The 12,277-nt window shown below is 70.5% G+C and carries 10 protein-coding genes; 4 read left to right on the forward strand and 6 right to left on the reverse strand.

Annotation, left to right across the window (positions count from 1 at the left end; genetic code table 11):
* Nucleotides 1-44: 44 nt before the first annotated feature.
* Nucleotides 45-776: a M15 family metallopeptidase gene (locus VB738_RS04500; RefSeq protein WP_323304614.1), complete on the forward strand. Its 732-nt coding sequence runs from the start codon at nucleotides 45-47 to the stop codon at nucleotides 774-776.
* Here VB738_RS04500 and VB738_RS04505 read toward each other — a convergent pair.
* Both VB738_RS04505 and sir read right to left on the reverse strand, forming a co-directional pair.
* Nucleotides 725-1,180, reverse strand: coding sequence for a hypothetical protein (locus VB738_RS04505; protein ID WP_323304615.1), 456 nt, complete (start codon nucleotides 1,178-1,180; stop codon nucleotides 725-727). The genes VB738_RS04500 and VB738_RS04505 overlap by 52 nt on opposite strands.
* Nucleotides 1,180-2,949, reverse strand: a complete 1,770-nt coding sequence (gene sir, locus VB738_RS04510; protein WP_323304616.1) for a sulfite reductase, ferredoxin dependent — start codon at nucleotides 2,947-2,949, stop codon at nucleotides 1,180-1,182. The genes VB738_RS04505 and sir overlap by 1 nt, the downstream gene beginning before the upstream one ends.
* 113 nt (nucleotides 2,950-3,062) lie before the next feature.
* Between sir and glyS the strand changes: the two genes are divergently transcribed.
* A complete protein-coding gene (glyS, locus tag VB738_RS04515) occupies nucleotides 3,063-5,228 on the forward strand; it encodes a glycine--tRNA ligase subunit beta (protein WP_323304617.1) in 2,166 nt (721 codons plus the stop codon).
* Nucleotide 5,229: 1 nt separating this feature from the next.
* Here the strand turns inward: glyS and VB738_RS04520 are convergent, their stop codons facing one another.
* Genes VB738_RS04520 through VB738_RS04530 form a run of 3 tightly spaced genes read right to left on the reverse strand, consistent with a single transcriptional unit; the run spans nucleotide 5,230 to nucleotide 8,161 of the window.
* Nucleotides 5,230-6,327 carry a type III polyketide synthase gene (locus VB738_RS04520; protein WP_323304618.1) on the reverse strand — a complete coding sequence of 366 codons (1,098 nt, stop codon included), beginning with the start codon at nucleotides 6,325-6,327 and terminating at the stop codon, nucleotides 5,230-5,232.
* On the reverse strand, nucleotides 6,318-7,472 hold the full coding sequence (locus tag VB738_RS04525) for an NAD(P)/FAD-dependent oxidoreductase (protein WP_323304619.1): 1,155 nt from the start codon (nucleotides 7,470-7,472) through the stop codon (nucleotides 6,318-6,320). Before VB738_RS04525 ends, VB738_RS04520 begins: the two co-directional genes overlap by 10 nt.
* Entirely contained in the window at nucleotides 7,469-8,161 is a 693-nt protein-coding gene (locus VB738_RS04530; RefSeq protein WP_323304620.1) for a methyltransferase domain-containing protein, read from the reverse strand. Before VB738_RS04530 ends, VB738_RS04525 begins: the two co-directional genes overlap by 4 nt.
* A gap of 183 nt (nucleotides 8,162-8,344) precedes the next feature.
* On the opposite strand from VB738_RS04530, the gene VB738_RS04535 reads away from it, so the two are divergent.
* Nucleotides 8,345-9,682, forward strand: coding sequence for a hemolysin family protein (locus VB738_RS04535; RefSeq protein ID WP_323304621.1), 1,338 nt, complete (start codon nucleotides 8,345-8,347; stop codon nucleotides 9,680-9,682).
* Nucleotides 9,683-9,707: 25 nt separating this feature from the next.
* Here VB738_RS04535 and chlP read toward each other — a convergent pair whose 3' ends face one another.
* Nucleotides 9,708-11,099 (reverse strand): geranylgeranyl reductase, encoded by a 1,392-nt coding sequence (chlP, locus tag VB738_RS04540; RefSeq protein ID WP_323304622.1) that lies wholly within the window; start codon nucleotides 11,097-11,099, stop codon nucleotides 9,708-9,710.
* A gap of 159 nt (nucleotides 11,100-11,258) precedes the next feature.
* Between chlP and VB738_RS04545 the strand changes: the two genes are divergently transcribed.
* Entirely contained in the window at nucleotides 11,259-11,972 is a 714-nt protein-coding gene (locus VB738_RS04545; protein ID WP_323304623.1) for a M15 family metallopeptidase, read from the forward strand.
* Nucleotides 11,973-12,277: the final 305 nt, after the last annotated feature.

Here is a 12,277-nt window from a genome sequence, read left to right on the forward strand (position 1 = left end):
CCCAGACCACTGGCCCACCAGCCCGACCCGCGCCCGCCGCCCCCATGCCGCCCCTGCGCCCCTGGAGTCCGATCCCCATCGCCGACGGGGGCGAGCCCCTGGACGACCTGCCGCCGAGCCTGTGGCGGCTGGAGCCCCACCCCTACCAGGCCCTGGGGGCGCCCTATGGCGCCGGCGCCAGTCCGTTCCGCCTGCGCCGGGGGGTGATCGAGCGGCTGGAGCGGGCCCAGGAGCGGCTGCAGCAGCAGCGGCCCCAGTGGCGGTTGGCCATCTTCGACGCCTGGCGCCCCCTCGTCGTTCAGGCGTTCATGGTGCGCCACGCCTTCCGTGAGGCCTGCCGCGAGCGGGGCCTCGACCCCGACGCCTTCGGCCTCCCCCAGCAGGCCGTGGCGGCGGAGGTGGATCGCTTCTGGGCCCCCCCCAGTGCCGATCCCGCCACCCCGCCCCCCCACAGCACCGGCGCCGCGGTGGATCTCACCCTGGCCGAGGCCAGCGGCCGCCCGCTGGCCATGGGCGGGGCGATCGATGCGATCGGCGCCCTCTCCGAGCCCGATCACTACGCGGGGGCCGCCCCCGGCAGCGAGGCCGCCGACTGGCACGAACGGCGCCGGCTGCTGGCGGCGGTCATGGAGGCATCAGGCTTCGCCCAGCACCCCAACGAGTGGTGGCATTTCAGCCACGGCGACCAGCTCTGGGCCTGGCGCCGCGGCGAACCGCGGGCGCTCTACGGGGCCGCTGCCGGAGCCGTGGCCGGTGCCGCAGAGGGTGCCGGCTGAGCGGCGCCGGGCGCCGGGCCGCTGGTCACGGGGATCACGGTGCCCGGCAGGGTCAGGCCCAGCTCCCGGAACAGCACGCTGGCCTGGGGGCGGGTCAGCAGTCCCTTCTGCACACAGCGCTTGAGGCTGGCCAGGGTCATGTCGTCCTGCACGCGGCGCAGCTTGGCCAGCACCGCCGGACTCTGGTCGGCGAAGGGCTGCAGATGGGCCTTGTAGGCGGCCCGGATCGCGTCCGGCTGGCAGGCCAGGGGGTCGGACTGGAAGTACTGCACCGGGGCCTGGGGCGCGCGCGGGCGTTCCGCGGCGTCACTGGCCCGCCCTGAGCAGGGCAGCAGACCCGCCAGCAGCGTGCCGAGCAGGGCGCCCAGCAGGGACTGGATGGGGCCGGCGAGGGTGTTGCCCATCAGGCGGCGGCCAGCAGCCGGGCGACCCGCTCCGCCCCGATCCGCTCAACGAAGTCGCCGAAGCGGCTGCGGGGGCCTCCCTCGTCCCGCCAGGCCACCAGCAGGGGCTCCAGGGTGGTCTCCAGCTTCTCCAGGGGCATCTTCTCCAGGTAGGGGCTGGCCAGGCGAGTCAGGCCGTGGCTGCCGCCGAGCCACAGCTGGTAGGTGTCCACGGCGCTGCCCACCAGTCCGATCTCGGCCATGTAGGGGCGGGCGCAGCCGTTGGGGCATCCCGTCATGCGCACCAGCAGGGGTTTGCTGATCTCCAGCCGCTCCAGCAGGGCCTCGAGGCGCTCGAGGACGGAAGGGAGGATCCGCTCGGCTTCGGTGATCGCCAGGCCGCACAGGGGCAGGGCGGGACAGGCCAGGGCATGGCGGGCCAGGGGAGCCGGCGCTTCGGGGGCGGTGAGGCCGAGGGCCGCCAGACCCTCCCGCACCGACGCCCTCTGGGCGCTGCCGATGTTGCAGAGCAGCAGATCCTGGTTGGGGGTGAGCCGCACCTCCAGCTGGTAGGTCTCGACGAGACGGCGCAGGCCGCTCTTGAGCTCCCCCTGCAGGCGTCCGCACAGCACCGGCAGTCCCACGAACCACAGGCCCGGAGACTGTCGGTGCCAGCCCAGGTAATCGGTGAGCACGGCGGGGGGCTCCCGGCGCATCCCCTTGATCGGATGGGGGAAGTACCGGCCCAGTTCGGTGCGGAACCAGTCCACCCCCCGGTCGTGGATCAGATACTTCATCCGGGCGTGGCGGCGCTGCTCCCGGTCACCGTGGTCCCGCTGCAGGGCGACGATCGCCTGCACCAGCTCCAGCACATGGCCAGCGGCCACGTAGCCGAGGGGATCCGCGGTGCGGGCGAAGGTCTCCTCCTTGTTGTGGGTCCGCCCCATGCCGCCGCCCACGTAGACGTTGCAGCCGAGGGGCCGGCCGGAGGGGTCGCTGAACAGCACCAGGCCGATGTCCTGGGTCAGCAGGTCCACGGAGTTGTCCCCGGGAACGGTGACGGCCACCTTGAACTTGCGCGGAAGGTAGGTGGAGCCGTAGAGCGGCTCGGCCGCGTCACCGCTGAACACGGCGCCGCTCTCCTGCAGCCGGCGCGCCTTCCTGACGGGGCCCTTGGGCTTGATGCGATAGCTCAGGTCGCCGTCGACCCAGAGGTCGAGGTAGGAGCCCTCGGCGGCCTGGGGAGCCAGCAGGTCGGCAATCTGATCGGCCAGCAGACGGGCCTCCGGGTAGCCATCGCGCTCGAAGGGCGCGGCCGGGGCCATCACGTTGCGATTGATGTCCCCACAGGCCGAGAGGGTGGAACCGAGGGCCCGCACGATGCCGCCGATCACGTCCTTGAGGTCGGTCTTCTGCACGCCGTGCATCTGGAAGGCCTGGCGCGTCGTGATCCGCAGGGTGCCGTTGCCCAACCGATCGGCGAGGGAATCAAGGGCCAGATAGAGGGAGGTGGGGATGCGCCCGCCGGGGTTGCGCAGCCGCAGCATCATCTGCCAGTCCTTCTCGGCGCCCTTGCGACGTTTGTCCCGGTCGTCCTGCTGGTAACTGCCGTGGAACTTGAGGATCTGGACGGCAGGATCGGTGAAGCTGGGCAGATCGTTGCCCAGTTCGGCCGCCAGGGGATCATGCAGGTGGCCGCTGCCAGCTTTCAGCGCCTCCTGCTTGGTGGGGGGCTTGGCGGGGGCAGCCGATGGGAGCGACGTGCTGTCGGCGACCGTCGTCGAGGTCATCGGCATGCGGAAGGGTTTCTGAACTGAAACTAGCGAACGGGACGTGGTGCTCCGCCGGAGGTTCTGGCCGCTTCCCTCCTTTGCATAAAGTCGCGTCCTGCACGCTCCCCCGCATGGCCACCTTTCTTCTGGAGATCGGAACCGAGGAACTGCCGGCCGATTTCGTGCGCCTGGCCCAGCCCCAGCTGGAGGCGATCGTGGCCCGCGACCTGCGGGAGGCCCGCCTCGCCTGCGACAGCATCAGAACCGGCGGCACCCCCCGGCGCCTGGCCGTGACCGTCACCGGCCTGCCCCGGGAGCAGGAGGATCTGGTGGAGGACCGCAAGGGCCCGCCGGCCCAGCAGGCGTTCCACGATGGCCAGGCCACCCAGGCCGCCATCGGATTCGCCCGGCGCTGCGGCTGCAGCCCCGACCAGCTGGAGATCCGCGAGACCGACAAGGGCCCCTTCGTGTTCGCCCGCACCACCGAGGCCGGCCGCCCGACGGCCGAGGTGCTGGCTGGCTGCATCCCCGGCTGGATCCGTTCCCTGCAGGGGCGACGCTTCATGCGCTGGGGCGCCGGCGATGGCCGCTTCAGCCGCCCCCTGCGCTGGCTGGTGGCGCTGCTCGACGAGGCCGTGGTGCCGGTGGCGCTCAGCGACCTGGATCCGCCCCTGGCCAGCGATCGCCTCAGCCGCGGGCACCGGCTCCATGCCGGGGCCGTGACGATCCCCTCCGCCGCAGGCTATGCCGCCGCCCTGGAGGCCGCCGATGTCCAGGTCGACCGGGAGGCCAGGGGCGCCGCGATCCGCACCGCCCTGGAGGCGGCGGCGACAGCGGCCGGGGCCGAGCTGGATCTGCCGGAGGCGCTGTTCGACGAGTTGGTCGACCTGGTGGAGTCCCCCCGGCTGATCGAGGGCTCCATCGATGCCGAGTATCTGGCGCTGCCCCCGGAGGTGCTCAGCACCGTGATGCGTTCCCACCAGCGCTACGTACCGCTGCGCCTGGCGGACGCACCGGCCGATCCCCTGGCCCTGGAGGCCGGGGAGGCCCTGATGCCCCGGTTTCTGTGCCTCTCTAACGGCCTGGCTGCCGCCGCCGACACCATTCGGCGCGGCAATGAGCGGGTGCTGCGGGCGCGTCTGGCGGACGCGGCCTTCTTCCTGGCGGCGGATCGCCGTCAGAGCAGCGCTGAGCGGGTCGAGGGCCTCGATCGTGTCACCTTCGCCGAAGGGCTCGGCAGCCTGGCCGACCGAAGCCAGCGCCTGGCCTGGCTGGCGGATCTGCTCTGCCGGCGCCTGCCGGTGGGCGATGCCGCCGCCGTCGCCGCACGGAGGGCCGCTCCCCTGTGCAAGCACGACCTGGTGAGCCAGATGGTGGGGGAATTCCCGGAGCTGCAGGGGGTGATGGGGGCTAAGTACCTGCTGGCGGAGGGTGAATCCCGCGCCGTGGCCCTGGCGGTGCTGGAGCACTACCAGCCCCGCGGCGCCGGCGACGCCCTGCCGGGTTCCGAGGCGGGGGCGGTGCTGGCCCTGGCCGAACGTCTGGAACTGCTGCTCAGCATCTTCGCCAGGGGGGAGCGGCCCAGCGGCTCCTCCGATCCCTATGCCCTGCGGCGGGCGGGCAACGGCCTGCTGCAGATCCTCTGGGATCGGGAGTGGTCGCTCGACCTGGTGGGCCTGATGGCCGAGGCCACGGCCCACTGGCAGCGGCTGCTGCCTGAGCTGGAGGTGCAGCCGCTGGCCCTCGCCGCCGACCTGCTCGACTTCCTGCGCCAGCGCCTGGCCAGCCTGCTGGAGGAGGAGGGCTCCAGCCCTGATCTGGTCCAGGCGGTGGCCGGCGACGGCGTCTCCCTGGAGCGGCTGCTGCGGGATCCGGCCGATGCCAGGGCCCGGGTGGAGCTGCTGCGGCGCCTGCGCAGCGGCGGGAGTCTGCCCGTGGTGCAGGCGGTGGTGCAGCGGGCCTCCCGGCTGGCCGAGCAGGCCGACCTGGCGGCGGATCTGGTCAGCCCTGAGGGGGTGGTGGATCCGGATCTCTTCGGTTCCCCCAGCGAGGCTGCCGTGCTGACGGTGCTGGAACGGCTGGCGGTCCATGCCGCCGCCACCGGCACCGGCCGCTACGAACCCCTGGCCCGGTTGCTGGGGGAGAGCGGCGCCACCCTGGCCGCCTTCTTTGATGGTCCCGACAGCGTCATGGTGCTCTGCGACGAGCCCGAGGTCCGCCGCAACCGACTGCGTCTGCTGGCGGTGCTGCGCAACCAGGCCGCGGTGCTCGCCGACTTCAGCCGGCTGGGGGGCTGACTCAGGCCAGCAGGGCCACCTCGATGCACAGCCCGGGTCCGAAGGCCATGGCCAGGCAGGGGCCCGCAGCGCCGCTGCGCCGCAGGCGCTCGAGGATGAACAGGAGGGTTGGGGAGGACATGTTGCCGTAGTCCCGCAGCACCGACCGCGACGGTTCAATCAGGCGTGGATCGAGGTCCAGGCCCTTCGTGACCGCCGAGAGGATCCGGGGGCCGCCGGGGTGCACGGCCCAGGAGCCGATGGCGTCGAGGCCGAGATTGTGGCCGGCCAGCCAGCCCTCCAGCCAGGGCCGCAGATGCAGGCCGATCAGGTTGGGCACCTGGGGGGACAGACCCATGGCGAAGCCGTGGTCCCCGATCTCCCAGGACATGGCCTCCGCGCTGGCGGGCACCAGCAGGGAGCCGCTGGCGATCAGTCGCCCCAGCGGTGCCGTTGCCGGCGCCCCCTGCGCTGGGGGCTCCCCCGTGACCACCAGGGCGGCGGCGCCATCGGCGAACAGGGCATTGGCCACGATCCGTTCGGCATCCCAGCCGTACTGGAGATGGAGGCTGCAGAGCTCGACGGCGCAGAGCAGCACACAGGCCTCCGGCTGGGCACCGGTGAACCCGGCGGCGACCCTCAGACCATTGAGCGCCCCATGACAGCCCATGAACCCCACGTGGGTGCGGGCCACGCCGGCGTCCAACGGCAGGGCCGCCATCAGGGCCAGATCGACGCCGGGCGCATGGAAGCCGCTGCAGGAGACCGTGACCAGATGGGTGATTCGCTCCGCCGGCAGCCGGGCCTGCGCGAGGGCCGCCTGGACGGCCCGCAGGGCCAGGGGCGGCGCTTCGAGGGCGTAGCGCCGCATCCGCTCCGCGGTGCCGGGGCTGGTGGCCCCGAAGAAGGTCTGCCGGGGGTCGCTGCCGGGGGGCTGAAGCAGCACGCTGTGGCGGCTGGCGACACCCGAGCGGCGATGCAGGGTCTCCAGCAGCCGGTGGTGGCCTGGTGAGGGGATCTGATGGGGCAGGGCGACCTCGGCCGCAATGGTGGCGGCATCGGCCTGGGCGATCCGTTCAGGAGGCAGGGCCGTTCCCAGCCCCTCGATGGTCAGGGACATGGTTCGGGGAGCAGCGCCTTCACGCCGGCGTTGTCGAAGGGGTGCAGGAAGGGGGCGGCCAGGACCGGCCAGCGCTCCACCGCCGCCAGGGCACAGCGGCTGAGGCCAGGGTGGCGCAGGGCGAAGGCCAGGCCCCGGCAGAGGCGCTGGCGTGATCCGATCAGCTGCCCGTAACGCCGGGCCCATTGCCGCTCGAGATCCCTGCTCCAAGGACCTTGGCCCTGCAGCACCAGCGGCACCGCCGCCAGAGCCCCCAGCAGGGCCCAGCCCATCCCTTCCCCCGTGAACGGTTCGACGTAGCTGGCCGCGTCCCCCAGCAGCAGCACCCGTTCGGCCGACGGGGGCCAGCGCCGAGCGGTGAGGGCCGGGGTGGCGAGCCAGGCAGCGGCACAGGCCTCGGGAACAGCCTCGAAGCCCGCCTCCGCCAGCACCCCTGCGGCGGCGGGTGCCGCTCCTCCGATCTGGATCAGATGGTCACGGTCGAAGGCCGCCGCCAGGTTCAGATCGCCGCTTTCCGTACGCACCAGCCCCACATAGCCATGCCTGCCGATCGCCATGTGGATGGTGCCCCGGCCGTAACCGCTGGCGCCGGTGTCGACGCGGCAGCCGGCACCCACCCTGGAGTGCGGCTCGACCCGGTTCCGGATCCCGATGGCAGGGGGCAGGCCCGGGCTGCCCAGTCCGGTGGCCACCAGCACCACCCGGGCGCTGGTGGTTTCAACCGCACCGCCGCTGCGCAGCCGCACCTGCCGGCCGCCCGGGCAGGGGCCGGCCACGGTGGCCTCGGTGCCCCTCCGCCACTCCGCGCCTTCGGCCACCGCCGCCTCACCCAGGGCCAGGTCGAGGCGGGCCCGGGAGAGGGAGCGGCCCAGGGGGAGCTCCAGCTCCATCCGATGCTGCTGCAGTCCGAGGTGCAGCCGCAGCAGTGGAACACCCCCGAGGCGGTCCACCAGGCTCGAGAGTCCGGCCTGCGCCAAGGCCCCGAGGGCCAGTCCGTTGAGACAGGTGCCGCAGACCTTCCAGCGGGGAAAGTCCCGCTTGTCCACCAGCAGCACCCGCAGCCGTTGCCGGGCCAGCTGGTGGGCGGCCAGGGCTCCGGCGGGCCCGGCCCCGAGCACGATCACATCCCACTCCGGAGGCCTCATGGCGCCTCCCACCCCCCGGCAGGACGGCGCCAGCTGAGCAGGAAACGTTCAGGCCAGTGGTGCCGGAGGCGGGCTCCCCCCAGGCCGGCCCGGGCGGCCAGATCTCCCACTTCGTCCATCCGGAAGGCCACCTGCACCGAAACGGGACCATCAAAATGAACGATCGGCGAACGGCTCAGCAGCCGGCAACCCACCCAGGCCAGGCCATACCCCAGCGGACTGCGGATCAGGTCGTTCACCAGCAGCAGATGGCGGCAGCTCTGGCCAAGGCGGCGGAGCAGTTCGACGGCGTCGGCCTCCTCGAGATGATGCAGGAACAGACTGCAGACCATGACGTCGTAATCCGCCGGCAGCGGATCCACCAGAACGTCGGCCTGGAAGAAGGTGCTTCCCACGGAGGTGCCGGCGCCATGGCGGCTGGCCATGGCCACCGCCTGCTCACTGCGGTCGCAGCCGTCGACCTGGACGGCCAGCCCGTTCCTTCGGCAGCGTTCCGCCAGGGCGATGGTGTTGTCGCCGCCACCGCAGGCCACATCCAGGATCCTCAGGGGCTGGCCCCGGCCGAGGGCGTCGGCCAGGGCCTGGACTGGGGTGAACAGGCACCCCACCGCGCCGCTGATGGCATTGATCCGTCGCAGACCCTGGAGGGCTTGCTCATGGGCAGCGGCGTCGATGCCGTCCTGATCCATCCACTCCGGCTGTCGTTTCCGTTGAACCAGGGGCTGCCAATGCATCGGAGAAGGTCGCTGGATGGGTGGCTTCGCTGGACTCCGGAGAAGGGGCTCCCGGCAGGGACCTTCAGCCGGCGTCACCTAACTTGTCGTGTCTGTCCGTCCGCTGGCCGAGCCGAGGGGCCATCACTGGATTTACCGATGCTGTTCGACGGTTTTCTGATTGTTCTTCTGATTCTGATCAACGGGATCTTTTCTGGTTCGGAGTTGGCCATGATGTCGGCTCGGCGATTGCGCCTTGAGCACCAGGCCGAGGCAGGGGACCACAAGGCGGAAGTGGCTCTGAAATTAATCCGATCACCCAACGATTTTCTCTCGACGGTGCAGATCGGCATCACATTGATCGGCATTCTCAGTGGCGCTCTCGGCGGCTCACGGGTGGCCGAGGCCTTGCGGCCGCTGCTGGAGACGGTACCGCCGCTGCGGGCCTGGGCCGATCCCCTCTCCCTTGGACTCGTGGTCACGGGGATCACTTTCCTTTCCCTGGTGCTGGGGGAACTGGTGCCCAAGCGCATCGCTCTCCATGACCCGGAGCGCATCGCCTGCCTGGTGGCGCCAGCCATGCGCAGCCTGTCGCGCTGGATGGCTCCGCTGGCCCATCTGCTCGGCTCCTCCACCGACCAGCTGCTCAGCATGATCGGCATCGGCGAGCGGGGTGAACCGGAGATCACCGAAGACGAGATCAGGACCCTGCTGCGAAGGGGAACGGAATCAGGCCTGTTCGAGGTGGCGGAGCACGCCATGGTGGAGCGGGTATTCCGCCTGGCCGACCGGCCCGTCAAGGCGATCATGACCCCTCGCACCGACATCTGCTGGCTGGATCTCACCGAGTCCCCCCAGTCCCATCTGGAACAGGTGATGGCGGTGAATCATTCCCTGTTTCCAGTGGCACGCAACAGCCTTGACGACTGCGTGGGGGTGGTTCGGGGCCGAACCCTGCTGGCGGCCCAGCTGGGTGATGGGCCCCGCGCTATCGAGGCCCTGCTGCAGCAGCCCCTCTACGTGGGCGAAAGCACCCGCGCCCTGAAGCTGATCGAGCAGTTCCGTACCTCGGGGGTTCACATCGCCCTGGTCACCGACGAATTCGGTGGCGTTGAGGGTCTGGTGACCCTGAACGACATGATGGAGGCGATCGTCGGTGATCTCTCCTCCGCCAGGGACCGGGAAGACCCGATGATCGTCGTTCGCCAGGACGGCTCCTGGCTCCTCGATGGTGCCCTCGACATCGCTGACTTCAAGGATCTGGTGGGGAAAGACCGGCTCCCGGAGGAGCTCCGCGGCGGCTACCAGACTCTGGGAGGGTTCGTGATGCACTACCTCGAGCACATTCCCATGGCCGGGGACTGCTTCGAGTGGGACGGCCTGCGGATCGAGGTCGTCGACATGGATGGCAACAGGGTCGACAAGCTGCTGGTCAGCTGCATCGACAGCGATATGGGCCGGCCGCTGGGGCAAACCTCCACCAAGGGGCCAGCCTGAGGCGATCGTCAGGTTGGCTTGGCGCTCACTTGGCGACCAGCACGGGCTCCTTGACGGCGTCGGGATCGGGGCCCGGATCGACGGACGGGCCCACGGCATGGACGCCGGCCGGCTTCATCGCCGAGCGGGGCTCGGCGGCCGCCAGGATCGCTTCGGCCTCCTCGGCCGAGCGCACGGCACTGGGGACCGGCTTGTAGCCGGCGGGAGCCAGGGCCTGGCCCCGCAGCACCGCGCCCAGGGTGAGCACGGTGAGCTTGATCTGCTGCCAGGGATTCATCGCCACCACCCGCTTGTAGAGGTAGCTGTCGAAGGTGAGGCGCTGCACGTCCTTGTCATCGCACATCTCCACGAACGCTTCGCGGGCGGCATCGTTGCTGTAGAAGATGTTCTGGAGCAGTTCCAGCACCTTGTAGGTGGCGCCGTACTTGCGGTCCCACTTGCGGATGTACACCTTGAGATCCTTCTCGCTGGGGATGCGGCTGCCGCCGGCGCTGGCGGTGACGATCTCCTCGGCACACATCCGGCCGCTCTTGGCAGCGAAGTAGATGCCCTCGCCGGAGCTCTTGGTGACGTAACCGGCGGCGTCGCCCACCAGGGCCATGCGGCCCACCACCCTCCGGGGGCGGGGATGCTCGGGGATGGGGTGCGCTTCCACCTTGATCACTTCGCCCCGCAGCAGCCGGCGGCTGGCCCGTTCACGGATCCCCTTCTGGAGCCCCTTGATCAGGGACTGGTTGGCCTGCATGGTGCCGGTGCCCACCGCCACGTGGTCGTACTTGGGGAACACCCAGGCGTAGAAATCCGGCGACACGTCGGTGCCGACGTACATCTCGGCCAGATCCTCGTAGTAGGCCATCTCCTCGGCGGGGAGCCGGATCCGCTCCTGGAAGGCGATCGCCACGTTGTAGTCCCCGGCATCCATGGCCTTGGCCACCCGGCTGTTGGCGCCGTCGGCGCCGACGATCAGATCCACCTCAAGGGTTTTCAGTTCTCCGGTGGGTCCGCCGCCGGAGTAGTCGGCGTAGTGGAGGGTGTAGGGGCCCTGGCGCTGGCTGCCGGTATCGATGCTCTGCACCAGGCCGTTGACCAGATGGGCGCCCAGTTCGGCGGCCCGGTTGCGCAGGAAGCCGTCGAGAATCTCCCGCCGGCACATGCCGATGTATTCGTTGCTGTTCTCCAGGTGGATGTCCACTTCCCTGTTGGAGGGAGAAATCATCCGCATGTTCCGCACCTTGCGGTCGATGATCGATTCCGGCAGGTCGAATTCCTCGACCATGCACAAGGGGATCGCGCCACCGCAGGGTTTGGCGTTGTCGAGCTTGCGCTCGAACAGCCAGGTCTCGATGCCGGCCTTGGCGAGAACTTCCGCAGCACAGGAACCGCTGGGGCCGCCGCCCACGACTGCCACTCGCAACATCTTGAAACCTGCTCCGCCATTGGGATGTGGGACGGAAGCTAACACCGCCGGACGGGTGGCTGCCCGGTACAGAAACCTCTGAAATGACCCCCCGCCTAAGATGGCCAGCGCTCGGAGCTGGGGCCGTGTCCGTCCACGCTGCGGTGATTCCCCTCGGTGATGCCCCTCGGTGACGACATCCCGCTGGCCCGGCGCACCACGCCCCGCCCGCGCCGGCAGGCCTCCCTCCCCAGGCGGATCGCCCAGGTGGGGCTCACCGGTGCCCTGCTGGCCGGTGGCACCGTTCTGCTGCTCATCGGCCCGCTGCGCACCTGGATCACGCCCACGCCCGTGCCGGGCCTGTCCGCCCGCCTTGGGCCGGACGGCCGACTCCTCGGCCACTTTCCCTACCCCGAGGCCGACCCCGCCGACCTGGTGGCCATCGCTCCCGGCCTGCGCCTCAAACCGGACGCCGCCCGGGCCCTCGAGGCCATGCGTGCCGCCGCCGATGCCGATGGCGTCGTTCTCACCGTGCTGAGCGCCTGGCGCAGCGTCGATCTGCAGAAGCAGCTGTTCTTCGATGTCAAGGCCGAGCGGAACCAGACCTCCGTCGACCGGGCCCGGGTGAGTGCACCGCCGGGCTTCTCCGAACACAGCACCGGCTTCGCCGTCGATCTGGGGGACGGCCGCCTGCCGGCCACCAACCTCATGGAGAGCTTCGAGGGCACCGAGGCCTACCGCTGGCTCGATCGCCACGCGGCCCGGTTCCATTTCGTGCGTTCCTTTCCCAGGGGCAACCCCCAGGGCGTGAGCTACGAACCCTGGCACTGGCGCTTCGAAGGTTCCACCGAAGCCCTGGAGATGTTCGAGCCTGCCCAGCGTCTGGCCCGCTGAGCCGAAGGGTTCGGGGACCCGCCGCAGGGTCTCAGGAGGGGGTGGGAGTAGGATCAAGATTCGCTTCAACGTTCGCCATAGGTCCCACCGGGCCCGGCGCGGCAGGGTTTCCCAAAAACCATGACGAAGCGTCAGAGCGCTGGTTGGCCCCTGTCCGGGGCCCTGGACATCCTGGCCCGCCCAGTTCTTCGCCCAGCAGAACGCCACGTTGGCAGCGACATGTCTTCTTCGTCTCGCCATCAACGCCCCGTTTCCCTGGAAACGACCACCGTCGATTCGATTCCGTCGAACCCCCTCCCTCACTT

The sequence above is a fragment of the Cyanobium gracile UHCC 0139 genome (genome assembly GCF_034931325.1).
In the GTDB taxonomy this organism is placed as follows: domain Bacteria; phylum Cyanobacteriota; class Cyanobacteriia; order PCC-6307; family Cyanobiaceae; genus Cyanobium; species Cyanobium gracile_B.